The organism is Enterococcus sp. 3H8_DIV0648, assembly GCF_002140655.1.
Classification (GTDB): domain Bacteria; phylum Bacillota; class Bacilli; order Lactobacillales; family Enterococcaceae; genus Enterococcus_A; species Enterococcus_A hulanensis.
The window spans coordinates 1,419,523-1,443,662 of record NZ_NGLG01000001.1 but is presented as its reverse complement, the minus strand read 5'-3'; the positions used below and the strand labels follow the sequence as shown (position 1 = coordinate 1,443,662).

18 protein-coding genes are annotated in these 24,140 nt (G+C 42.0%); 12 read left to right on the top strand and 6 right to left on the bottom strand.

The window, feature by feature from the left end; genetic code table 11:
* Positions 1 to 16 precede the first annotated feature (16 nt).
* Together A5875_RS06625 and A5875_RS06620 are read left to right on the top strand one after the other, a co-directional pair.
* A complete protein-coding gene (locus tag A5875_RS06625; RefSeq protein ID WP_088932873.1) occupies positions 17 to 1,012 on the top strand; it encodes a sugar kinase in 996 nt (331 codons plus the stop codon).
* Between the two features lie 303 nt (positions 1,013 to 1,315).
* Complete coding sequence (locus A5875_RS06620; RefSeq protein ID WP_088932872.1) at positions 1,316 to 1,861, top strand: ECF transporter S component; 546 nt, start codon at positions 1,316 to 1,318, stop codon at positions 1,859 to 1,861.
* Positions 1,862 to 1,948: 87 nt separating this feature from the next.
* On the opposite strand, the gene A5875_RS06615 is transcribed toward A5875_RS06620, so the two are convergent.
* Positions 1,949 to 3,400, bottom strand: coding sequence for a helix-turn-helix domain-containing protein (locus tag A5875_RS06615; protein ID WP_254911890.1), 1,452 nt, complete (start codon positions 3,398 to 3,400; stop codon positions 1,949 to 1,951).
* Between the two features lie 430 nt (positions 3,401 to 3,830).
* Between A5875_RS06615 and A5875_RS06610 the strand changes: the two genes are divergently transcribed.
* From A5875_RS06610 to A5875_RS06585, 6 genes are all read left to right on the top strand, one after another.
* Entirely contained in the window at positions 3,831 to 5,375 is a 1,545-nt protein-coding gene (locus A5875_RS06610; protein WP_088932870.1) for a helix-turn-helix domain-containing protein, read from the top strand.
* Positions 5,375 to 5,920, top strand: a complete 546-nt coding sequence (locus tag A5875_RS06605) for a signal peptidase I (RefSeq protein WP_088932869.1) — start codon at positions 5,375 to 5,377, stop codon at positions 5,918 to 5,920. The genes A5875_RS06610 and A5875_RS06605 overlap by 1 nt, the downstream gene beginning before the upstream one ends.
* Positions 5,921 to 5,972: 52 nt before the next feature.
* Entirely contained in the window at positions 5,973 to 6,938 is a 966-nt protein-coding gene (locus A5875_RS06600; RefSeq protein WP_088932868.1) for a BsaA family SipW-dependent biofilm matrix protein, read from the top strand.
* A 95-nt stretch (positions 6,939 to 7,033) separates the two neighbouring features.
* Positions 7,034 to 7,738, top strand: a complete 705-nt coding sequence (locus A5875_RS06595) for an LPXTG cell wall anchor domain-containing protein (RefSeq protein ID WP_088932867.1) — start codon at positions 7,034 to 7,036, stop codon at positions 7,736 to 7,738.
* Between the two features lie 99 nt (positions 7,739 to 7,837).
* A complete protein-coding gene (locus A5875_RS06590; protein WP_088932866.1) occupies positions 7,838 to 8,494 on the top strand; it encodes a hypothetical protein in 657 nt (218 codons plus the stop codon).
* Positions 8,495 to 8,508: 14 nt separating this feature from the next.
* The gene (locus A5875_RS06585; protein ID WP_088932865.1) at positions 8,509 to 12,483 is read left to right on the top strand and encodes an RCC1 domain-containing protein; all 3,975 of its coding nucleotides are present in this window, start codon (positions 8,509 to 8,511) and stop codon (positions 12,481 to 12,483) included.
* A gap of 150 nt (positions 12,484 to 12,633) precedes the next feature.
* On the opposite strand, the gene A5875_RS06580 is transcribed toward A5875_RS06585, so the two are convergent.
* The 3 genes from A5875_RS06580 to A5875_RS06570 all read right to left on the bottom strand — a co-directional run bounded on the left by A5875_RS06580 (position 12,634) and on the right by A5875_RS06570 (position 16,898).
* Positions 12,634 to 14,382 (bottom strand): NADH-dependent [FeFe] hydrogenase, group A6, encoded by a 1,749-nt coding sequence (locus A5875_RS06580; protein WP_088932864.1) that lies wholly within the window; start codon positions 14,380 to 14,382, stop codon positions 12,634 to 12,636.
* A gap of 12 nt (positions 14,383 to 14,394) precedes the next feature.
* Positions 14,395 to 16,272, bottom strand: coding sequence for an NADH-quinone oxidoreductase subunit NuoF (locus A5875_RS06575; protein ID WP_207114350.1), 1,878 nt, complete (start codon positions 16,270 to 16,272; stop codon positions 14,395 to 14,397).
* Positions 16,273 to 16,397: 125 nt separating this feature from the next.
* A complete protein-coding gene (locus A5875_RS06570; protein ID WP_088932863.1) occupies positions 16,398 to 16,898 on the bottom strand; it encodes an NADH-quinone oxidoreductase subunit NuoE family protein in 501 nt (166 codons plus the stop codon).
* A gap of 521 nt (positions 16,899 to 17,419) precedes the next feature.
* On the opposite strand from A5875_RS06570, the gene A5875_RS06565 reads away from it, so the two are divergent.
* On the top strand, positions 17,420 to 18,565 hold the full coding sequence (locus A5875_RS06565) for a hypothetical protein (protein WP_088932862.1): 1,146 nt from the start codon (positions 17,420 to 17,422) through the stop codon (positions 18,563 to 18,565).
* A gap of 125 nt (positions 18,566 to 18,690) precedes the next feature.
* Here the strand turns inward: A5875_RS06565 and A5875_RS06560 are convergent, their stop codons facing one another.
* Together A5875_RS06560 and A5875_RS06555 are read right to left on the bottom strand one after the other, a co-directional pair.
* Positions 18,691 to 19,590, bottom strand: a complete 900-nt coding sequence (locus tag A5875_RS06560; protein WP_088932861.1) for a carbohydrate kinase family protein — start codon at positions 19,588 to 19,590, stop codon at positions 18,691 to 18,693.
* A 24-nt stretch (positions 19,591 to 19,614) separates the two neighbouring features.
* Positions 19,615 to 20,361: a MurR/RpiR family transcriptional regulator gene (locus A5875_RS06555; protein ID WP_088932860.1), complete on the bottom strand. Its 747-nt coding sequence runs from the start codon at positions 20,359 to 20,361 to the stop codon at positions 19,615 to 19,617.
* A 238-nt stretch (positions 20,362 to 20,599) separates the two neighbouring features.
* Between A5875_RS06555 and A5875_RS06550 the strand changes: the two genes are divergently transcribed.
* Genes A5875_RS06550 through A5875_RS06540 form a run of 3 tightly spaced genes read left to right on the top strand, consistent with a single transcriptional unit; the run spans position 20,600 to position 24,138 of the window.
* A complete protein-coding gene (locus A5875_RS06550) occupies positions 20,600 to 21,448 on the top strand; it encodes a class II fructose-bisphosphate aldolase (RefSeq protein WP_088932859.1) in 849 nt (282 codons plus the stop codon).
* Positions 21,449 to 21,459: 11 nt separating this feature from the next.
* On the top strand, positions 21,460 to 22,464 hold the full coding sequence (locus A5875_RS06545; RefSeq protein ID WP_088932858.1) for a zinc-dependent alcohol dehydrogenase family protein: 1,005 nt from the start codon (positions 21,460 to 21,462) through the stop codon (positions 22,462 to 22,464).
* A 12-nt stretch (positions 22,465 to 22,476) separates the two neighbouring features.
* Positions 22,477 to 24,138, top strand: a complete 1,662-nt coding sequence (locus tag A5875_RS06540; RefSeq protein WP_088932857.1) for a PTS system mannose/fructose/sorbose family transporter subunit IID — start codon at positions 22,477 to 22,479, stop codon at positions 24,136 to 24,138.
* The last annotated feature ends 2 nt before the right edge of the window (positions 24,139 to 24,140 follow it).

Here is a 24,140-nt window from a genome sequence, read left to right as displayed (position 1 = left end):
AAAAAGGAGAAATTCTATGAGATTTGCGGCTTTTGGCGAAGTGATGTTGCGGTTATCTCCACCAGAATATCTGTTGTTGGATCAAACGAATGAATTGCGGATGGATTATACAGGAACTGGCGTCAATATCATGGCTAATCTGGCGCAGTTCGGTTACCGGACATCTCTGGTGACCGTATTGCCGGATAACCGTTTAGGTCAGGTTGCTAAATCGGCCATTGCGAAATACGGGATCAATACGGAGTTATTACAGTTTGCTCATCATCATATTGGCAGTTATTTCGCAGAGAACGGCTATGGTCAGCGTCCGACTCAGGTAACCTATCAGAACCGGCATCATAGCTCGTTTGGTGTAAGCAGTCATGAAGCTTATGATTTTGATGCAGCTTTGGCGGTCAACGATTTGATTCATACTTGCGGGATCTCATTAAGCTTAACTGACGAGACGCGAAGTGCTGCACATGACTTGGCTAAAAGGGCAGCTGAGGCTGGCAAAAAAGTTTGCTTTGATTTTAACTTCCGGCCTAGTTTGAATACTGAACCGAATAAACTAGCTTTTATGAAGCAACAGTATGAAACGATTTTACCTTATTGCGACATCGTTTTTGGCAGCACAAGAGATTTGACTGATCTGCTGCAAATGCAGCGGACGGAAAATGAGGACGAGTTGATTCGCAGCTTTATGGAGACCTATCAAATAGAATGGTTCGCTGGAACGAAAAGAATTTCTGCGGGGAATCAGAAGCAGCTGCAGGGCTTCCTTTATAATAGGAAGGAACAGGCTGTCAGTACCAGTCGTGAACTGACTATATTAGATCGGATCGGTGCCGGTGATGCTTATGCTGCAGGTGTTTTGGCAGGCTATGCTGATAATTGGTCATTAGCTGATACGGTGGAATTTGCGACGATGAATGCTGTCTTGGCGCATACCATTCACGGAGATGTGCCGTTGACTACTAAGGAGCAGGTTCTTACGGTGCTGGAAAATCCCGGAATTGATTTGATACGTTAATACAAAGAAAGCCTAAGCAGTTGGACGATATTCTGACTGCTTAGTTTTTTTTGCTTAATTTATTCTGCTTTGGGAAGGCGGGCAGTATTTCTACGAATCATTCCATGCAAAATAATAATAAAACACGCATCAAAATGGTTTTCTTTACACTCCCTAAATCTGGTACAATAATTATATTAAGAAACAAATAGAAATTATTCATGATTTACTCATCTTCAAGTAACAGGCACCTAAATCGAAATGAGAAGGGAAGTGAAGAGGAAACTATTTGGGATTGTGTAGTCAAATAGTTCACTCGCAGGTATGAATCGAAGAGCTTTATGGGTTACTCAAACAGGTGTGTTATTGGCATTATTGATCGTAGTCCAAGCAGTAACTTCTGGTCTAGGAAATACCTTGGTGACAGGATCGTTGGTTAACTTGATCCTGATCGTCGCTGTGACCACTGGTGGTTTGGCCAGCGGCTTGACAATCGCGTTGTTATCACCGATTTTTGCTTTCATGTTTGGCATCGGACCGGCATTTCCGCAAATTGTGTTCTGTATTGCGATTGGAAATGCGGTTTTGGTAACGATTTGGCATTTGATCGCAGGCTTCAACAAGAAACAGAGTATTGTGAATTTTGTCATGGCAACAGTGGTTGGCGCTGTTGCTAAGTTTGGTGTATTGTATTTGTCAATCGTGCAGTTTGTTGTTCCGATCTTACTTAAAATGCCTGCTCCGAAAGCGGCGATGGTCTCCGGCGCCTTTTCATTTCCGCAGCTGATCACCGCATTAATCGGGGGAGGACTGTCGATCTTAGTTGTTCCGGTATTGTCTAAAGCGTTGAATCGTCAAAGAGCAAGATAAGAAATTATTTTTGAGTAATTTTGCTATATAAATACCAGAGACTTAGAAATCTGTTTTGATTTCTAAGTCTCTGGTATTTTTTTGCGGCTATAACTGGGGAGACTTGAATTTCTTTTGAGCAATTTTCGCGAAGGCTTCGGTTATTTTTTCATAGTCAGAAGCGACCAGCTTTTGGTGGCAATAAATGATCGGCTGATTCAATCGCAATGCAGAAATCGTATCGATCGAGATAGGAACCTCACTAATGATAATATCCACACTCTGGTCAAGGCTTTCTGCTGGTTTCAAGTTGAAATAGGATGAAAAATACTGGCAAACATCATTTTGCAAAGTTTGGTTCGAGATCAGCGAGATGAATGCAACAGTGATAGGAGCAGTGTGTTTTTCGAAATTAAGCTGTTTGTCATAGATCAGGCAGTATTGAGATAAAAGATAATCGTAGAAGTCTCTGCCCCAATCAAATTCTTCTGAGGCCATCTCTGATTCGACAAGGTATTGGATATGCTGGATTTTATGCTTCTTGCGCAAATCGATTGTTTCATGGGAATAGTTGGGCAGAAGTGTTCCAAGATAGTTCAGCGATTTTCCGACATAAAAAAGACGATAGTGCAGACACAAGATTGAATATAGGATATTGTTTCGTTCCTTATGGGTCAACGGGGTATACAGGTGGTAATTGACCCGATCAATAATATAAAAAGCTTTATGAGCAAATTTCTGTTCGTTAAATTTCTCATTCAAAAGGAAAAAGTCCGGTACAGTCTCAACAGAGGAAAAACTGCCCATAGCAATTAAACTGCTGCAGATAAGTTGTGCATCTTCTATTCGTTTTTCTTCCGAGTGATGAGGCAAGTATTTCTTGATCGACGTGGAAAATGTTTTGAAGGCTTCTTTGTTTGAAACAGAAAAAGGTTCATACAAGGGAATGCTGATCGCCTTTGTATCGATACCAAATCCTTGGCGTTCTCTTAATAGGTGAATCGCCAAGTAGTAATGTGCCAAAACATTTTTGTCCAAAGCTCTTGATTTGAACACTTCAGCGGGACAGTCGTCCAATAGTGAAGATAGGTCTAAATAACTAAAGGAAGAGAATGGCCAAGAACCGATACCATAGGTTGATACAGATAAGATAGTATAGAAAAATCTTTGGCTGATCTCATTTCCAGCTAAATAGACGTTGCGTCGAGAGCGGATTTCCAACCCGATTTCATCTAATGAGTCATTCAGCTCAGTAATAATTCTTCGTACTTGTGTGTAGGATACATGAAGAGTATCAGCAACGCTTTGAAGCGTTTCAAACTTTGTCGTCAAAAGCGATTCCAGCAGTTTAAACTTAGTCGACCTCATAATATAGAAGTTTATAACGGTCTGAATATTTAAGGACTGAGAAATATGAAATTCAAATAGTTGATTTGCAGGAGAATATGTTAAGTCAATCAGATCAGAAAAATCAGCGTCTTGGATATCATCAGAAATAGAGTGGAAAAGTGAGTTTGCCGTTTGGAAATTAATAGGGACTGTTTGTAACAGCCTGTCCATGGAACACATGTGATGATTTGAATCAAAAACTGTTTGAATGAAAAGAATCTTGTTTCTATCCAATTTATCAACGAGGAAATTCATTTCTAGCTCCTTCAGGGTCGTATTTATTGAAGGGTATCACAGATATTTTTTTTTGTGTAGAAAGGTGCTTAAAAAGTGCTTTAATCTAAATTTGTTTAAAAAGAAATTTATTATTGCTGTGTTGAAAATATTTATAAGCTGTCTCTTATACACATCTAGATGTGTATAAGAGACAGGTTCCAAGATAGTTCAGCGATTTTCCGACATAAAAAAGACGATAGTGCAGACACAAGATTGAATATAGGATATTGTTTCGTTCCTTATGGGTCAACGGGGTATACAGGTGGTAATTGACCCTGTCTCTTATACACATCTAGATGTGTATAAGAGACAGGAGGTGATCAAAATGATTCTTGACTTAATGGATATTCGCTATTTAAGACGTTTTTTGATACTTGATCATTTACATAAGAATCAGAATCATTCAATCGAGTTAATGGAGTTAGTAAAACTTCTGAATGTCTCATATCCAACCGTCAAAAAAATTATTACAGAAATTAAATTGGACATACAGGAGCTTGGATACGATGACCATGTAGAATTAGTCGATCTCTTTGAGCAAAAAAAAGTGATATGGAATGTAAAGATTAATTTTTCAACGACGATCTTTCGTTTGCATTATTTGGAGCAGTCTTATCGCTTTCAGCTATTCTCGCTATTTATCGAGCCGAAGGAATGGATGATCTCTGAGATTACAAAAAAATTGAATATCACTTATGCCATGGTCAAAAAAGAAATTTTATACTTAGAACGCTACATACAATTATATGCGAGTAATCTCACATTAAAAACCAAGCGAAAGCTGGCTCTTTTAGGAGATGAAGCCACGATCCGACTTTTGTATACGGGAATATATCAACATGTATATGGCGGATATAAGTGGCCGTTTCTATTTACGAGTACATATGAAATATTGGATATTTTGAATGTATTAGATGAGAGTATCTATCAAAAATTTTCACCGAGGTTTTTGACTATCCATTACGGATTAGCCATCTCATTGTTGCGGGCAAAAAAAAGCCCAATTCCTGCTAATGATTATTACTGGAAGCCGATGACTGATGCGGATAAAAAAATGTACGACAATTTTGTTCAGCTTCTAAGAAAAAAAAGAGCAATGATCAGTACAGATATTTTGAAGACCGAAGCTCGTTTTGCAATCAGCTGTATCATTGCTACCAGTATGGGTCAACACGATGGAAAACTCCCAACCTTCTTTTCAAACTCTTCTAAACTACATGAAATAGATTTCTTACATAGAGTAAATGAAAAACTAAAAACAATTGAGGAATATGCCTTGAGAGAAATGACTTGTGAAGAAAGGGAAACAACATTCGCACGATTAGTCGGTGTATTCTATCAAATACTTATTTACAAAAAAGGGCTGCAGCAAAGAATTGTGGATCTTTATGTTCATCATCCTTTTGAATTTCCTGGAAACAAGGAGCGTGAAAGAACCTTTTACGAGGTTTTCATGAATAAATCCAGCAAGAATTTAACTACGATCGAATCGGAATACTTGGAGTATTTGTGTGTGGCTTATTACAAAATTCTGTTCTTTGAACTAAATCGGCAGCTTTTCCATCCCAAAATTTATATCTATATCGTTAGTAATCGAGCACCAGAAATGCTGGCAAGTACGAAGTTGCAAATGATTGGAAACTATTTTTGCATCGAAATCGTGAATTTTTTGTCAGAAGAAACGGATTTGATTCTCACTGATATGGCTTTATCTAATCAAATAAAGTTTTACCTAACTAAAAATGTACCGATTCTTTATATGAATGAGGCGTTCTGCGCGAGGGATAACGAACTTTTACAGGAAGAACTGACCAGGATAGCCGACATAAAATATCGAAAATTAAAAAATGAAATTGAGGACAGCTTTTAATGAAGAAAAAAATACTATGGGTTCTGAATATTCTTTTCTGGATCGTATTATTAGGAATCGTCGCTTCGGCAGTATGGTTCAGATTCAATGATCAAACGGACAAATCACTTTTTGGGTATCGCATCTACACTGTTAAGACGAACTCTATGAGAACGGATAAATCGTTAGGCGAGCGTTTTAAAGGCGAAGCCTTTGAAAAAGGAGATCTGCTGATTGTGAAGATGACCGAACCTTCAAAGGTTGAGGTGAAAGACGTAGTGACTTTTGTCCCTAGCGGAATCGAAGATGGCTCCGTCTACCTGACTCATCGAGTTGTGAAGAAGGACGCGGAGAAGAAGACCTTCATCACACGAGGCGACGCAAATAATATGGATGATCCTGAGATAGCTGACAAGCAGATAATCGGGGTCGTGGTGGGCGCTGTTCCTTTTATTGGAAGACTATTAACGTCCGTTCAAGATAATCCTTATTTAGCGATCGGCCTTGCCGTCATCTTTCTCTTGTTATTAAGTATTATCTCAAAATATTTTTTTAGTAAGGCTTAACAAAAGGTGGCAATCACTTTTTGATAGCAAAATATATATAAGGGGGATTCATATGAATTCGAAAAAGAAAAAAGCAGTAGGGTTATCACTCATTATGGTGGTGGTCTTGATATTGATTGGGACTTTTGCCTGGTTTACATCTACGGACAATGTTACCAACAAATTTAAAACAGGGTCATTACCAGACGGCTCAGTTAAAATCGTCGAGGATTTTGAAGAGCCAGGCGGCTGGGAACCAGGACAAGAAGTGAAGAAGGAAGTTGGTGTCCTAAGTAACAGTGACACTGACGTTGTCGTTCGTCTGTCATTTAAAGAAGCTTTGCAAAAAATGGAAGCAGATGGAAACAGCTTAAAGCAATACGCTTATGATGCAGAACAAACAGATGAAGATTTGATTCCAGTGCCATCTATTGATTTTTCAAGTAATGGCTATTCTGATCCTGGAACTTTAGGTTTAACAGTTAACGGCGTCCCATCAGGCGTAACGATTGTCGGTAAACAAGTTTTTACCAACAAATACGAGTTTGCTTTATATCGTGAGGTAAGTGGCAAGCTTTATAAGATGGATGCTGACTTTGCCTATGATTTAAGCACACAAACAGTAACAGTTACAAACGTTAAATACCTGTACTACAAGCTGGGCACTTCAAGCAATAAAGATTGGGCAGTTGCTCCGCATCCTTTAGCAACAGCTATCACTAAGTCAGCATTGGATGATAAAATCTTACTTGGTTATTCTTCAGATGTAGAAGCAACAACAGTAACAGCTAATAAATGGGTATATGATGCTGATGGCGGTTGGTTCTATTACATCGGCACACTATCTCCAGGGGAAAGATCTCCATTGATCTTAACGTCTGTTACTTTGGACGGAAGTGCAAACAACACCTATCAATTGATGGACTATGAATTAGATGTACGAATCGAAGCTTTGCAAGCAACTGAAGAAGCAATCGACGGCGGCGGATTCCCAGGAATCCCGGCAAATATTGCCAATGCGATCAAAGCGGCGCTATAAGCCTTGCTCACTTGCAGAAACAATTCTTGCAAAAGATAAACTCTTTTTGCTTAAAAATAGTCGGTTAGCAGGCCGTATGAAATGGGAGTGAGGCGGTGAAACGACTAAAAAGATTTTTGTTTTTATTAATGGTCGTACTCCTGCCTGCGATCTCTATTCAAGAAGCTTCAGCAGCTGAAAAGAATTTACCAGAAGGCTTTTTACTTGGTGACGAGAATGGGATCAATGTCTCTAAGGATGGGGGATATTTCTTCAACTTAGAGGATCTACGACCAGGAGATACGATTAAACGAACGTTGACGATCAAAAACTTCCGAGACGAGCCTTATGACTTACGCTTAGTTATTGAACCGAAATCAAAAACCGGAAAAATTGATCTGATCGAGAATATGTCCATGCAGATTCTATTAGAAGATCAAGAAGTTTATCAAGGCAATCTGAGTACGAGTAAAGAAGGAAGTAAAGAAGTACCATTTGGCTTGGTTGCTGCCAGATCAGAAAAACAAGCAGTGATCGTATTAACCATGAATGATATTGAAAAATGGAACAAATTATATTATTCAGGGCCGAGTGAAGCGGAAGTCGAGTGGCAGTTCATCGCGACGGCTTCGGAAAAGACGACTGATGAGGGCGAATCCGAGGTGCCAAAAAGCCCCGGCGGCTCTCAAAGTTCAGAACCTAAAGGACTATTCCCTCGAACAGGAGAAATTCTTTCGAACGGCTTCGTCTGGATAGGTCTTATCTTAGTCGCTATCGTGTATATCCACTCAAGCAAAAAAAGACGATCAAAGTACAGATAGCAATATCGCGGTGCATGTGACTTGAGAATACGAATGAAACTGGTGCACTTCGAACTTTGTTGAGCACCAGTTTATTGTTTGAAATGAGGTGATGCAGTTTTGAAAAATCAGCTTCAGATTTTTTTTCGAAAGCTTCGAATAAAGATTCAGGAAAAAGGAACATCAAGAAAAAGCACGCTTATTATTTTAGCGGTTGTTCTAGTAACGCTCTCGACATTTGCTTGGTTTACTACTAGTGATTCCATGCAAAATAAATTCAAATCGGGCAATCCGCTGTTTGATGTGGCATTAGTCGATGATTTCACTTCGCCTAATGAGTTGACGCCTGAGACAGAAATCAGTAAAGTTGTCGCGGCAAAAAACACAGAAACTATTGATGCATTTGTACGCATGATGGTTTTTCCAGCAGCGTTGAAGGATGGAGAACCCTTTGAAGTGCAATTAGAGGATCATGTGCAATTGATCGGACTAGATACGAGCAAATGGAAAGATGGAAAAGACGGGTATTTTTACTATTTAGATAAGCTCGCTCCCGGCGAGACATCTTCTAACCTATTTGAAAAAGTCAAACTCATCATTCCCAATGATCAAAAAGACAATTACAAAGATGTAACATTCGATATCGTCGCAAAAACAGAAGCGATCCACACGAAAAAATATGATTATCGAATTTCGTGGTGGGGTACGGATGATCCTCAGACTGCGGAGCCGCTGAAAACCATCGATGAAACATTAGCAGAAAAACGTGCCGAATAGAAGGGAGTATTTCATTGAATAAAAAAGTAATTAAATTTTTATTAGCCGTTTTACTCCTTTCTATCGGAGGGAATATCGGCGTTTATGCAACAACGACAGATTCTATTGAAAAACATTCCACTGTTATGACAACTACAACAGAGGAGGTCGCTGAAACATCTGAGAGCAAAGATCAAGAATCTAGCAGTTCCTCGGAAGCAAAAAGCAAAAAGACCAAATCAAGCCAAGCGTCTGAAGAGAGCAGCTTAGAAAGCGAAAAGGATGAAGAGGAAACCACAGAGTCTGCGTTTGTCCAGCCTTCTTTAGCTGCTGGAAGCCTGAAGCGGAATTTGCCGACGTTGGAGAGTTCATTAATGGCACCAACACCTCCGTTATTGTCCGCAGTTAAGTTTGTTGATTCAGTGACTATTTATACTGCAGGAGCAGCACTTGATAATCATGGCTCTGTATGGATCTGGGGCTATAACGCATATGGTCAGCAGGGCGTGGGTTTGCCTACTAGTTATTTTAGGTATCAGGGTGGTATGAAGAGAATTCCTTACTTTATTGATAATAATATAAAAATTTCTAAAATTTGGGGAGGGTACCATACACTATATGCCCTAGCCGATAGTGGAAAACTTTATGCTTGGGGAAGAGGCTACGAGGGTCAAATGGGAATAGGAACTTCCTATGGAGCTGGTGAAATAAACCCCTTGCCTGTTGAAGTAGATTTTCCTTCAGATCAAAAAATCATCGAATTATATCCAGGTACAGAAGCAGCACATTGTATTTATGCTACAACGGAGAGTGGAAATGTGTACGCTTGGGGCTATAGGGATGGCGGAAGAATTCCTTTCATATCAACAGGTATTTATGTCACACGTCCGACCTTGATTGACCAGTTAACTGATTTGAACAATGATGAATCAATTATCTCGATGTCGATGGGGAATTCTCACGGAATCATCGCGACTGCTGCCGGTAAGGTTTATACTTTTGGTACAAATACTTACGGACAAAGAGGAACTGGCGGTACTGGCGGTTCGCAACAGTTAGCTGAAACGTCGTTCTTCACAACGCAGAATTTGACACCAGTAGAAGTAAGTGCAGATTTGGATAACAGCTTTGTATTAACTGATGAGGGAGATATTTATCAATTTGGGCGTCTTTATCATGGAAGTACTGCGGGCAGCAATTATACAACACCAGTAAAAGTTGAAATTGATGCAACATCTGCTGTATATACGCCATTTTTTACTACAGTCAATGCAGGGAAATTTGCGACAAATGCGTTGGATCAATATGGAAGGGTTTGGGTTTGGGGCAAAAACAATTATTATCAGTTTGGAACTGATGGACCATTGTACGGAACAACCTCTACGGCAACACCTTATGATTACAGAGATCCCTTTAAGGGGAAGCTAGATACTTATTTAAGGCTAGCCACCCAACTACCTAAAACGCTGGGAGACGGCGATACAGAATTTTATGCTTATACTAATACAAGAGCGCTAAAGGCCCCCGTTTTTCAAAATATTCCTACGGCACAAATCGACCGATTGACTCAAACGCTCAATAATTACCGAGATACAGGTATGTGGTCGAATGTTGCAGATGGTGATGGTAAGCATCCGACAATTTATGATAAGAAGTATTATAAAACGGTTGGGGAAAAAGGCACAATCAATCTTGCAGCACCAACTCGTGCGGCACAAAGGAATGCACACAATAAAGTGTATATGATTGATGAAGATGAACGAAGATTGGTTTATGTGATTAGAAGAGACGGGACAAATACATTAAGCGGTAATTTTTATGTTGCCAAAGACGAATATGATGGTTCATGGTTCGTGGATAATCGTGCTACGACGGCGCTTCCAGCGAATGTTACCGAGCAAACGAGCGTACCGGATGTCAAAGAAGATGAGCAAAATTGGATCGAGCTGGCTACAGGTGGTGAAACGAATGATTTTACTGGTAATCAACTGTCTGAATTAGCAGCTGTAAACGATATTTCAAGTTATCAATCTGCCATGCAGTTCTTAGATATTTCAGGTAATTTGTACAAAACTGGTTTGGATGGATCAGGTGCCATTGCTTGGGGCTGGGATTATGATCCTGTATATGACTGGTGGGCCGATGTACACAATTATGGATCGGGAACTGTCCCGAGGCATTCAGTTGACGGGCTTTTTGATTATTACTGCTATGAAATCATGTTCATGCGAGGGGCGCCGCGAGTAATCCCTGGGAACATTGACATCGATGCTCCGAAAGAAAAGCATTACAAATCACAAAATGCAAAAGAAAAAGTAAAAATCGAGATCGGTCTGGGGAGTGCCTATCATAGCGCTCAATTAAACTTGACGGTTGAACCAGAGCTGCAGGAAGCTAAGTACTTGATCCTGCCTTACGATACCGATGATCCAAACATGGAGCTGAGCAGTCCTTCAGAAGATGAGTTCAATGCAGCTTACAGTCAAGCTTCTTCATTGGGGTACACAGCTTTTGATCTAGCTGATGCCAATGGCTGGAAGGGAATCAAGCAAGGATTAGACGAGCCTGAGGTTAAGCTGAAAGATGAAAGCATTGAAGTCACGGATAATTGCGTTGTTTGGGTGCTAGTCAAGACTAATTACTATGGTGCAGAGCCGGCTGTTGTAAGTCGGAAGGTTTTCGATAACTATTATACGGAAGCAGAGATCAAACACAACGGGGTAGAACATGCCGATACAAGCAAGGTACTCTACGAAGCTACAAGCACGAATGTATCCAAGGTAACCAATGATGGTATCGAGAAGCTGGTTGGTTTTCCTTTAGACAAAAACGGGAAAATTATTGGCACAACAACGAAACCGCCGACCTTTGGCTATGATGAAACAAAGGTTGCTAGATTAACCGAAGCGCAATGGAATGCATTGTTTGAGTCGGATAAAGTCAAAGAGGATCAAGTAGCGAAGCATCGAACCGAGCTGCTTGCGAAAACAAAAAGTGATTTTGTCGCTTCGGGAACTGCTTGGTCGCAAAAGCTTGAGGACCAAGTGACCGCCTGGATCAATAGTTGGATCGAAGAATGGGTCGAAGAGGAGTGGCTGCCTCAGTACAAAGCGGCTTGGAAATTCTATTCACCGCAGGCATCAGAGAAGACCTATACACTTAATGGAGTGGAAGATGCCGCGAATAATGATGATCTTGAAGCTGACGAGGGCGAATTGGCAGTGTGTGATAGTTATGTTCATTCGTTCCACTATGAAAAAGAGGCTGAGGCATATGCGAAGGTTCATTATTTAGGTGTGGATGATGAAGGGGAAAAGCTGGACCCATTTAAAATGGCTGCAGAGGACATTTTGAGAAAGGTTACGTATAAACGACTTGTTCCAGAATTACTAATCGATGAGGTGGACTATCTGCCATTCGAGTACAAGCCGACAAATGGAGCACCTGCAACAACTTTCCCAATCAATGTGAATAACGCGACAGAAATTGGCGAAAACAATGAAGTGACCTTCACGGCAGCGGCAACGGTAGACGAAATGACAGTAAACGTCATTTATAAGGCACACACGTCGATTCTATTGAATGTTCGACAGGTGATCCAAAATCCTCACTCGTCGATCAAGCGTCCAAGCAATGGGTTTATGTCATTAAGCAATGTCAAATTGCCTAACTACGATCAGAAGTTCTCAACTAAAAATATCGTGACCAACAGCGGGGATATTAATAAAACTGTTGCGTATAATGAATACGTGGTTTCCTTACAAACAGGGTATAAGGGAATCAAGGTTGATTGGCTCACGCCGCAGTATTATAAGTATCTAGGGTTTGTGTTGACGGAAGAGGAGAATGCGCAAAACATCTCAAATCTCGACAGTTCACAAAATATCCATTTGGATTGCGATGGTAAAGAGGCTTACTGGCTAACGGTTTATCTCGAACCGGACACGGAAATCAATGACTATGCTTGGGATCAAAAGACCAATCATTTTGGCGAACTAAAAATCCCATAGTTAAAACTGGACGTTCCTGTAAAAGTTTTTAAAATTTGCGGGAATGAAGAGTGAATCTGTAGTACACAAGAGGAACTAGCAAAAGGAGTGCTCTTTTGAACACTCCTTTCAGACGAAAGCCATCATCGAAAGGGATGATGGCTTATTTTTTTAAACTTTAACCTTTGTCCGATCACGGTAGCTGGTATGGAGAATATGGTGCGCTTTTAAGCTGCCGGGTTTTTCTAAGAATTCCTGATAGATTTTTTGGACGATCGGACTTTTATTTGATTTGCGCAGACCTTTGCCTTTATCTTCTGAATAAAGAGCAGCGGCACGTTTGGTCTTCAAATCAACAAAGTTGCGAACGGAAGCTGGTTGGACCGGTTGTCCGCCGCCGTTGATACAGCCGCCGGGACAGCCCATGATTTCTACGAAGTGGTAGAATTTCTCGCCGGATTCGATTCGTTCCAATAGCTTCTTAGCGTTGCCGATTCCTGATGCCACGGCTACATTGATCGTTGCGCCGCTCATTTCATAAGTGGCTTCTTTGATTCCCTTCATTCCGCGAACTTCAGTAAATTCTACTTGCTCTAAAGAATGCCCCGCCAAAGTTTCGGCAGCAGTTCTCAAGGCTGCCTCCATAACGCCTCCAGTGGCACCGAAGATGTAGCCGGCACCAGTAGCTTCGCCTAATGGGTTATCAAAGGCTTCGTCTTCAAGTTCCACGAAGCGGACACCGGCCTTGTCGATCATTCGCGCTAATTCGCGGGTCGTCAACGCTACATCACAGTCAGAGTAGCCGGCTGCGGCTTCATCTTCACGTGTGACTTCGAATTTTTTAGCGGTACAAGGCATGATGCCGACGACAAAAATATCTTTTGGATCAATGCCTTCTTTTTCAGCATACCAGGTTTTCGCTAGAGCACCGAACATCTGCTGCGGTGATTTACAGGTCGACAGGTTCGGAATCAGCTCTGGATGATAATGTTCACAGTATTTGACCCAGCCTGGCGAGCAGGAGGTGAACATCGGGAATGGTCCATTATTTCCGACCCGTTCCAAAAATTCATTGGCCTCTTCCATAATCGTAAAGTCGGCCGCAACGTTGGTATCAAAGACTTTATCAAAGCCGATTCGCCGTAATGCTGCCACCATTTTTCCTTCAACATTGGTACCAATTGGCATATTGAAGGCTTCGCCTAATGTCACTCGAATTGATGGGGCGGTTTGGACGATGACGTGCTTGGTTGGATCTTCCAGCGCATCCCAAACTTCTTGAGTCTGATCCTTTTCATGAATCGCGCCAGTAGGACAAACGACGATACATTGTCCGCAGGAGATACATGGCACATCGCCTAAGTTTTGTTCATAAGCGCTGCCGATGTGGGTGTTGAACCCGCGATCGTTTGGTCCGATCACGCCAACTGCCTGCCACTTTGAACAAGCGGCAACACAACGGCGGCAAAGAATACATTTATTATTGTTGCGCACCATGTGGACCGCGCTGTCGTCAAATTCGTATTGGCAATTTTCGCCGTTGAAATAATCTTCATCCGCGACATTGAACTCTTTACAGAGCTTTTGCAGTTCACAATTTCCGCTGCGAATACAAGAAAGGCATTTTCGTTCATGAGTTGAAAGAATCAGTTCCAAAGTAACTCTGCGGGAGTTGAACACTTTTTTCGAATTCGTCGTGATCTCCATGCCTTCGCTGATCGGGTAGACACAGGCGGTCACTAGACTGCGGGCGCCCTTTACTTCTACCACACACATGCGGCAGGCGCCGATTTCATTGATTTCCTTTAAAAAGCACAGGGTAGGGATCTCAATATTGTTTATTCGTGCTGCTTCGAGAATCGTCGATCCTTTGGGAGCAGTACAGATTTTTCCATTGATGGTAATCATAACCTCTTTCACTTGCTCCACCTCCTATATGACCGTGATCGCATCGTAGCGACAAGTATCAATACATAAGCCGCATTTCGTACAGATCGACTGATCGATTTCATGGGGCTGCTTGACTTCACCGCTGATGGCGCTGACTGGACAACCTTTCGCACATGCTCGACAGCCGGTACATTTTTCTGGCAAAATACGATATTGAATCAAGTTCTTGCAGACACCAGACGGACAGCGCCGTTCTTCGACGTGGGCCACATATTCATCGCGGAAATAGCGAAGAGTAGAAAGCACTGGATTTGGGGCGGTTTGCCCTAGTCCGCAAAGTGAGTTTTCTTGGATGTGATGACAAAGCTCTTCCATTTTATCCAAGTCGTCTAAGGTGCCATTGCCCATGGTAATCTTATCCAAAAGCTCTAACAGACGCTTCGTTCCGACTCGGCAAGGTACGCATTTTCCGCAGCTTTCTTCGACGGTAAATTCTAAGAAGAATTTCGCGATATCCACCATACAATTATCCTCATCCATGACGATCAAACCGCCAGAGCCCATCATCGAACCGATTTTCTTCAGATTTTCATAATCGATCGGTACATCATAATGCTCCTGCGGAATACATCCGCCAGATGGTCCGCCTGTCTGAGCAGCTTTAAATTTTTTGCCATTTGGGATACCGCCGCCGATGTCTTCCACGATCTCTCGCAGGGTGGTGCCCATCGGTATCTCGACTAATCCAGTATTTTGAATCTTGCCTCCCAAAGCAAAAACCTTCGTCCCTTTGGATTTTTCTGAACCGAAGCTGGCAAACCATTCTGGTCCTTTCAAAATGATCTGCGGGATATTGGCCAGTGTTTCAACGTTGTTTACGATCGTCGGTTTGCCAAACAATCCCTTAACAGCAGGGAAAGGGGGGCGTGGCCGCGGTTCGCCGCGATGGCCTTCGATACTTTCTAATAAGGCCGTTTCTTCGCCGCAGACGAAGGCGCCGGCTCCTAAACGCAGGTCCAAATCAAAAGAAAAATCACTGCCTAAAATATGCTTGCCTAGCATACCTTCCTCCCGCGCTTGCTTGATCGCGATCCGCAAACGATTGACTGCGATCGGATACTCTGCCCGGACATAGATGTAGCCTTGGTTTGCGCCAATCGTATAGCCTGCGATCGCCATCGCTTCGATGACCGCATGGGGATCGCCTTCTAAAACGGAGCGGTCCATAAAGGCTCCCGGGTCGCCTTCGTCGGCGTTGCAGATCACGTATTTTTGATCGGATTGGCTGGCTTTAGCAAATGACCACTTCATGAAGGTTGGAAAGCCGGCGCCGCCGCGTCCGCGCAGGCCCGATGTTTCCAAGGTCCTCAATACATCATCGCGAGAATACTCATTCACTACCTTGGCTAAGGCTTGATAACCGTCAAAGGCGATATATTCTCCGATCTGCTCGGGATTGATCCGCCCGCAATTTCGCAGCGCCACCCGTTTTTGCTTGTGATAGAAGGGGGTATCCATTAATTTGTTGATGATTTCTTTGCTTTCATTGTCGTGGTAAAGCAGCTTTTCGACTAATTTCCCATTGACTAAATGATCCGAAACGATCTTTTTCGCATGCTTTGCCTGAACCTGATGATAAAAGACCGCTTCTGGATAAATAATTACGATCGGACCCTGCGCACAAAGTCCAAAGCAGCCTGTTTTTACGATATTCACTTTATCTGTCAATTTATTTTTGGCTAATTCGACCTTTAACGCCTCGACAAACTCGCCGCTTTTAGAAGAGATACAGCCTGTTCCCGCACATACTAATATCTCTTTTTCGTATGGATGTTTTTCATGCTCTTCATCATCTAAACGCATCGTGATTGTCTGACGATAAGTGTCTCGAAGCTCCTTTAATTCATTCCAATCTTTCATATTATTTACTCCTGACTCTTAAGAAATTCAGCTAACACACCAAAAACTTTATCAAAATTAAAGAAACGTACAAGAGGATTTCCCCTAGTATCAGACCTTCGGGGAAACGAAGGAGCAACAACCTGTTATTTTTTATTCTGGTACGTCACCAGCACTTTATCTGCCTTTTTCTTGGATAGGCGACCATAGACTTCTTCATTCACTGTCAATACAGGGGCTAGGCCACAGGCACCAATGCACCGACAGGATTCCAAAGTGAATTTACGATCGACAGTGGTTTCGCCTGAGTTGATTTTCAGCTCCGTCGTAAATGAATCCAAGATATCTCCGGCTCCTTTGACGTAACAAGCCGTTCCCATACACACACTGATCGTGTACTCGCCTTTAGGCACAAAGGTGAACTGGGCATAGAAGGTGGCTGTGCTGTAAAGCTCTTCTAAGGGAAGCTCCAGTTCTTTAGAAAGCCTTTTCATAATCTCGATCGGTAAGTAGCCATAGATCCGCTGTGCTTCTTGCAAAGCCGGCATTTGTGCGCCGCGCTGGCCTTTTAATTCTTCAATACAACTTTGGAATTCTTGCTGCTGACTTTCTGTTTCTATAAAGTCAAATACTGCGTCTGTACTCATCAATTTTTGTTTCCTCCTTTCTAATACTGAATCAAATTTTCGGACATGATTATAATGACTTTGCTGCTAAAAAAATTATGATATATAGATTAAGTATATCAAAAACAGAGACGAGTTTGTGAATATTCAGTCAAATGAGAATGAGAACTGTTCTCGTAAAACGGCGTGGTTGAGGGAATCTTGGCGTTTTTTGCGAGGGACGGATAATGTGAAATTCTTGTTTGATGAATAGGTGTTATTTGAAATTCGACACGCTGCTCTGAAAGTTAATGTATGATGGGAAAATGATTAAAATATTAAGATAAATATTTATTGTTAGTTATTTAATACCTGTGGATAAGTCTGGGCTTTTAATTTTTAATAAGAACGATTTTTTAACAATATTTTTAATAAATGATAACAATTATAGTTTGGATTTATAATCATTCTAGTTGTATGATTAATATATATAGCAAAACGGAAAAGCAAGTAAGAAAAAAATGAAAACGTTTAATATAAATCGACAGAAAGCAGGGAACGAAATGACAAGTCAAAAGTTGAATCAGCGTCAAATTTTCGGAATGAAGAAAGAGAATCTAGCTAAAAAAATTAATCAATACTATTCAGAGACACGCGATCTAGCATCGGTTCTGGAATATATCATAGCGATCCTTGTCAGAAACGCATTAGTGACAAGCGACTTTTCGCTTTTTATGAACGAACTAGTCAGAGAGCTGTATCTTTCCGCGGAACCCAATGAGGTATTAAGAAGGATGTCTCCTTATTTTCAGGATTATTTTACAAAAAGAGAATGGGATGCTGTCATCAAACGACTATTCAAGAGCAAAACGAATTATTTTCAAAATACAAAAACCGCGCGGGAGAATTATAAACATTTAACGAAGCCTAATACCAAGAAGGTGCCTCTTGACGACCGAGAAGTCGCGATCGAATCGGTCTTCCAAGATGCGAATGGCAAGAATCATAAATGGACGTTGCGGGATGCGGATCCTTTGAAGGAAAAAAAGGACTTTGAGCCGATTTTGGCAATTCTTACGACGTTAAGTATCTTTGAAAACAATGGTGTTCGCCGTTTTGTCCAACTAGTGGGGTCAAAACGAATCTTTAGCGAGATCGAGGTCATTGTAGAGAAAAAAGCAAAGGCCAAAAAAGCGAAAAGTGAAAAAGGAGTATCGAAGAAAAACGCAACCAAGAAAATCCCAACCAAGAAAGAACAGCCGCAGTCTGCCCAAAAATCACCTGCCGATTCAATGAATACGCAGAACCGTCAAATGAAGCGGACCACCTTGCCTGCTGATTTTGACCCATACAGCTTGAGCGAGGAAGAGCTGGTGAAATTGGTAGAGTCCACTATCCCCGCAGATGCTGTATTGAAAGAGTTCCATTTTGAATACACCGATCCAAAGACGGGAGAGGTGAGTCAGCTTCCGATTGGCGCGCAATCAGATCTGGATGCAGGTGGGAACAGCCCGGATCAGAATTTGACTCAGCCGCTTTCTGTCAACACGCCTGAAAAAGCCGCCGTCGCGGTTTCTGCCAAGGCAGGCCTTGTGACTAGGAATGATTCAGGGGAATCACTGATGGATAATCCTGCGCAAGAACAGCCGCTTGAGAACCAATCGAATAGTACGTTGCGCAATTTATTGCGGAGGTTTAGACAAAAATAGGGAAAAGAAATTTCGCGGATAGGCGGTTTATTTGTTGCGGCTTGAAAAGCTTTCTAAAATCAAATAGTAGAAAAATACCTCACTCCCAGTTTGAGAATGAGGTATTTGTTGTGTAGAAATGAGCATCAGCTATTTTCTGCCAGAAAAGAAGTGACCTCATCCAACGTTGGAATCGAAGTCTGTCCGCCAATTTTCATGACTGATAAAGCGGAGGCGGCGGAAGAAAGAGCGATCGTTTCTTCGAGCGAACGCTTCTGATCCATACAGAATGCAAAGGCTCCGTGAAAAATATCGCCTGCTCCAGTCGTATCCACTGCTTCAACGTTAAATGCAGGGAAATGCTGGATCGTTTCCTGATCTTGCCAAAGACAGCCTTTATCGCCGATCGTGATTAGTAATTGATTGCTGTTAAGTGTACGCAGCTGCTTGAAAACTTCCTTTAACTGCTGCTTTTTCTCCAGAGTAATTTTGATTCCAGTAGCTTGATAGGCAAAGTCCTCAGAGCAAACCAAGTAATCGACTGCTTGGATCAATTCTGCCAGTTCTGGTTTGTAAGTTCCGGCATCCATAATCGAGACAGCCTCAGGATAGTGATTGATGACTTCTAAGGCTGCCTTCAATTCATGCCCGTCTACGAGTATAGTAGTGGGCTTCTTTTTTGGTGAATTGATGGGAAATGCTTGTTCCTTCATGGGAGAGTTTAGGATCGTTCGATGTCCGTTTTGCTTATTGACCACAATACTGCTGATACTTGTCGCTTGTTCTTGGTCCAAATAGAGTAAAGAGGTGTCGACGTTCCCTGTTTTTAATGTACGGACGATCTCTTGACCAAATAAGTCGTTTCCGATACGAGCAAGCAAAGCAGTCTCGGCGCCCCATGAACCGCATAAATAAGCGGCATTTGCAGCAGGCGCCCCCATACATTCATGTCGCTCGGGAATTCGATATTTTTGATTTTCTATCAGGGTCTCATTAACAGGAAAAGTCAAATCATAGACTGCTTGGCCGATACATAAAATACTCATACGAGCTCCTTTCACAAAATGAAGTTATAGGCCGATATATTCAATAATCGTACGCGTAATGACTAGCAATGGAATCCGTGAATAAACAATTTGCTCGCTGGCCTCCATAATTTTCTCAGAATGGCCGATCAAGGTAATATCTGAATACTTTTCAAGTTCAGTCGGTGTTTTGCAGCAAATAGTGACCACCTTGGCATCGCAATCACGGGCGGCCTTGGCTGTGAGCGCTAGTTCAGGGGTACTGTTTTTAAGAGAAAGGACGACCAGCACGTCTTTTGCAGTGATAATCCGATGAAACTTTTTCATCCACATAACATCCTTGACGATAATCGCATTGTAGCCTAACAGCTGCAGGTACATTTGCAGCTCATCGGCAATCAAGGCAGTGAATCCGCGGGCGCAAATGAAGATCCGATCGGCATTTTTCAGGTATTCGATTGTTTGGTAAATATCGGTCGAGCTGATGGAATTGATCGTCTCAGTACATTCACGGTAGGATTTTGCCAAAATATTATTGACGACATAAGGCGCATTGGCGGATTCTGCCGACTCTTTCTGCTGAGAAATCTTATAGCGCAGTTCATTGATTCCTGAAAAACCGCATTTTTGAATCGTTCTTGAAATCGTTGCAGAAGAGGTGTAGGTTTTTTCTGCGATCTTGGTGATCGACAGCTCTGGAATCAGCTGTTCATTTCGATTCAAGAAATCAATTACTTTCTTTTCTGATTCTGACAGACTTTGATAAACCTCTTTCTTTATATCAATGATCATGATCTTCCTCCTAACTTATTTTCTCACAGTTTATCATGAATGGATTTTCAAGATTTCGCAAAATCGACGAAAAGCTGTAAGGGTTTTCCTTTTTAGCGTATAGCTTTTCCAAAATTGGCATTATATGATTAAGGCGAATCAAACGTACGTATATTCTAACATTTTTATATTTCCAGAGGATATAAAAAGATGGCCATCTTTTTGTTAGGGATTCAGACAACGCTTAGGAGGAATTTTGATGTACGTTACTTTAAAAGAAGTTTTGAAAGATGCAAATCGATTGGATATGGCAATCGGTGCGTTCAACACCCATAATTTAGAAATGCTGCCGGCGATCATCAAAGCAGCTGGAAAACAAAAAACCCCCGTGATCATCCAAACAAGCTGCGGAACAGCAAACTACGTCGGTCATCGCAATTTGGTTGCGGTATGTAAAGCGATGGCAGAAGAATATGGTGTAGATGTGGCTTTGCATTTAGATCACGCCAAGGATTTTGACGAAATTCGCAAAGCGATTCGCGCAGGTTACAGCTCAGTGATGTTTGACGGTTCGTCACTGCCATTTAAGGAAAATATTCTAGGAACGAAGCAAGTCGTTAACTTCGCAAAGGAATATGGTGTCAGTGTTGAAGCTGAATTAGGAACTGTCGGCGGTACGGAGGACGGACTGGTTGTCAGCCAAGACGAAGTGTTCTATACAGATCCGCAAGATGCTGTTGAATTTGTAGCTGAGACGGGGATTGATGCGTTAGCTGTTGCGATTGGAACCAATCATGGTCAATATATGTCGAAAACAGAAATTAGTTTTGAGCAGCTGGAGAAAATCAAAGCGGCGGTTGATATTCCCTTAGTTATCCATGGCGGAACCGGAGTGAAGGATGATGACGTGAAGAAGGTCATAGCACTTGGGATTCGCAAGTTTAATGTTGGAACCGAATTATTGGTTGGTTGGAATCGAAAATCAAAAGAATGCTACGAGGCTCATAAAGAAAATGTTTCAAATCGGGACAATGTCGTTCCTTGTTTAGAAACAATTGAAGCGATCGTGGCACGAAAAATCAACTTATTCAAAAATATGAGTGAGTGAGAGGGTGCAAAATGAAAGCAGGATATTATGTAGGAGATTACACGTATGAAGTTCGCGATATTCCTGAAAAAGAACCGGTGAATGACGAGGTCAAGATTCGGGTAGCCTGGTGCGGCTTATGCGGGACGGATGTTCACAAGTTCCAAGGAAAGAATGGAGCAAGCGTGGTCGTTCCCCCGATCATTTTAGGACATGAATGTTCTGGCGTAGTAACAGCCGTCGGACCTGAGTGCAAGTATTTTAAGCCCGGAGATCGCGTGGCCTGTGATCCCAGCTATGGCTGCGGCAAATGCAGCTGGTGCCAGCAGGGCTTTCCGAATTTTTGTCTCGAACGTCATGGTGTGGCAAAAGGTTTTTCAGAATATGTTTATCCGCCCGAACAAAATGTTTATCCGATCGCCGATTCTCTGGATTTAGAGACAGCGGCATTCACAGAGCCATTATCGTGTACGATTCACGGATTGGACCTGATTCAAATCGAAAGCGGAAAAACAGTCGCTATGTATGGTATGGGGGCGATCGGTTCTTTGATGCTGCAATTAATTAAATACAGCGGAGCTGGCGAAATCATCGTCATTGAACGAGAAGCAGAAAAAAGAGCGTTAGCGTTGAAACTGGGAGCAACTGCTGCTGTAACGGATCAGGAGATCGAAGCACTGGCAAAGGACAAAAATATTGATTATGTGGTCGAGTGTATCGGCTTGAAGCAAACGATGGAACAAGCAATTACAATCGCGGGAAAGAATGGCAAAGTCTTGCTGTTTGGTTTAGGCGATCCTGATGAGCCGGTATCTTTCAATCAGTTTGAAGCCTATACAAAAGAATTAAGCATCTATACGTCTTACTTGAATCCGCATACTTCTGAAAGAGCCGTTAGATTATTAGAAAGCGGACTATTAGATACAAAAAGCATTATTAGTGCTGAATTAAGCTTGGAAGAAATCGGCGATGAACTTGGTGCGCTGGATTATTCGCGAAAAGGAAAAGTGATGGTTTATTTAAGTAAAGAACATTAGGGAGGAAATAAAATGGTATTATCAGCAATTTTGGTTGCAATCTTGGCAACGATGGGTCAGTGGTGGTTTTTTGGTCCTGTAACAAAATGTCTCGTTTACCCATTGACTACAGGAACCTTGGTAGGGGTATTCATGGGTGATCCGATGCTGGGTATGATGGCAGGGGCCAATATCCAATTAATTTATCTGGGCTACATTTCTGCCGGTGGTACGATGCCGAGCAACACGATCGTCGCAGGAGTATTCGGAACTGCGATGACGATCCTATCTGGTGCCGATCCGAAAATGGCGGTCACCTTTGCAATTCCGTTTAGTATGTTAGGCCTACTTTTAAACCAAGTATATATGACGGTCAATGCAGCTTGGATTCATCAGGCAGACAAATTACTTGAAAAGGGCAACATCCGCGGCGTTCGATTAATGAACTTCGTTCCATCTGCTTGTATGGCATTCATTTTATATGGTATTCCAGCATTCTTACTTGTTTATTCTGGCAGCGGTTGGGCACAACAATTGATTGATTTAGTACCGAAGCATGTGATTAGTGCGCTGGAAGTTGTCGGCGGTATCATGCCGGCACTGGGGATTGCGATGTTACTGAATTATTTAGGCAAGAAGACTTTGATTCCGTGGTTCTTTGCCGGCTTCTTCTTAACGGTTTATTCTGGACTGGGAATGACTGCCATCTCGATCTTCTCAGCGATCATCGCACTTGTAATGTATTTGAACGGTAATAAAGGGGAAGAAAAAGTCGAGAAGAAAAAAGTTAAGAGACTGTCTGTGAACAAGAAAATCGATGCTGTCGAAGTAGCAAAAGTCGATGACCGGGGAAATGCGCCGGCCGTTGTACCAGAATATACGAAAAAGCTGTCTAAGAGTACGTTAGTGAAGACATGGCTGTGGACGACGAGTACAGAAGCTTGCTACAACTATGAACGTTTGCAGGCATTAGGTGCAGCCAACTTAATGATCACACCGATTCGAGAATTGTATGATACGAACGAAAAACAGGTTGAAGAATTGAAAAAATACATGGTCTTTTACAATTCAGAAGTATTTACGATTGGACCAATCATTAACGGAATTGCTTGTTCGATGGAGGAAGCGCGGGCGAATGGCGAAGACATCGAAGCTAAAGATATCAATGCTGTTCGTACTGGATTGATGGGACCGGTTGCCGGTATCGGGGATACGGTTATGCAGGGAATTCTATTCCCGATCTTATTTGGGATTGGCTGTTCGTTAGCCTTAGAGGGCAGCTACCTTGGACCAATATTGTCATTCGTAGTGTTTGAAGCGTTAATTTTTGGTTGCGGTTACTTTATGTTTATGACAGGATATAAACAAGGTAAGACATCTCTGTTGAAGATTTTAAAAAATGGAACGATTGATAAAATCATCAATGCCTTCAGTATCGTTGGGTTAATGGTCGTGGGTGCAATGGCGGCAAGCCGTGTCACAGTTAATACGCCGTTAGCAGTTAAAATTGGACAAGGGTCAACCAAGCTTCAAGAAGTGTTAGATTCTCTTGCTCCGGGATTAGTTCCGTTGGGAATCACGTTATTAGTATGGTGGATGCTGAAGAAAAAGATCAACACACTGTACATTATTGTGGCAATTTTCGTAGTTGGAATCCTAGCATATTATTTAGGCATTTTAGGATATGCAGGCTAAAA

Coding starts and splice junctions, on each gene's coding strand:
- A5875_RS06610 (WP_088932870.1), top strand. CDS start 3,831: ATGATTCTTGACTTAATGGATATTCGCTATTTAAGACGTTTTTTGATA.
- A5875_RS06625 (WP_088932873.1), top strand. CDS start 17: ATGAGATTTGCGGCTTTTGGCGAAGTGATGTTGCGGTTATCTCCACCA.
- A5875_RS06605 (WP_088932869.1), top strand. CDS start 5,375: ATGAAGAAAAAAATACTATGGGTTCTGAATATTCTTTTCTGGATCGTA.
- A5875_RS06615 (WP_254911890.1), bottom strand. CDS start 3,400: ATGGACAGGCTGTTACAAACAGTCCCTATTAATTTCCAAACGGCAAAC.
- A5875_RS06575 (WP_207114350.1), bottom strand. CDS start 16,272: ATGAAAGATTGGAATGAATTAAAGGAGCTTCGAGACACTTATCGTCAG.
- A5875_RS06560 (WP_088932861.1), bottom strand. CDS start 19,590: ATGAGTATTTTATGTATCGGCCAAGCAGTCTATGATTTGACTTTTCCT.
- A5875_RS06620 (WP_088932872.1), top strand. CDS start 1,316: ATGAATCGAAGAGCTTTATGGGTTACTCAAACAGGTGTGTTATTGGCA.
- A5875_RS06600 (WP_088932868.1), top strand. CDS start 5,973: ATGAATTCGAAAAAGAAAAAAGCAGTAGGGTTATCACTCATTATGGTG.
- A5875_RS06540 (WP_088932857.1), top strand. CDS start 22,477: ATGGTATTATCAGCAATTTTGGTTGCAATCTTGGCAACGATGGGTCAG.
- A5875_RS06550 (WP_088932859.1), top strand. CDS start 20,600: ATGTACGTTACTTTAAAAGAAGTTTTGAAAGATGCAAATCGATTGGAT.
- A5875_RS06545 (WP_088932858.1), top strand. CDS start 21,460: ATGAAAGCAGGATATTATGTAGGAGATTACACGTATGAAGTTCGCGAT.
- A5875_RS06570 (WP_088932863.1), bottom strand. CDS start 16,898: ATGAGTACAGACGCAGTATTTGACTTTATAGAAACAGAAAGTCAGCAG.
- A5875_RS06565 (WP_088932862.1), top strand. CDS start 17,420: ATGACAAGTCAAAAGTTGAATCAGCGTCAAATTTTCGGAATGAAGAAA.
- A5875_RS06555 (WP_088932860.1), bottom strand. CDS start 20,361: ATGATCATTGATATAAAGAAAGAGGTTTATCAAAGTCTGTCAGAATCA.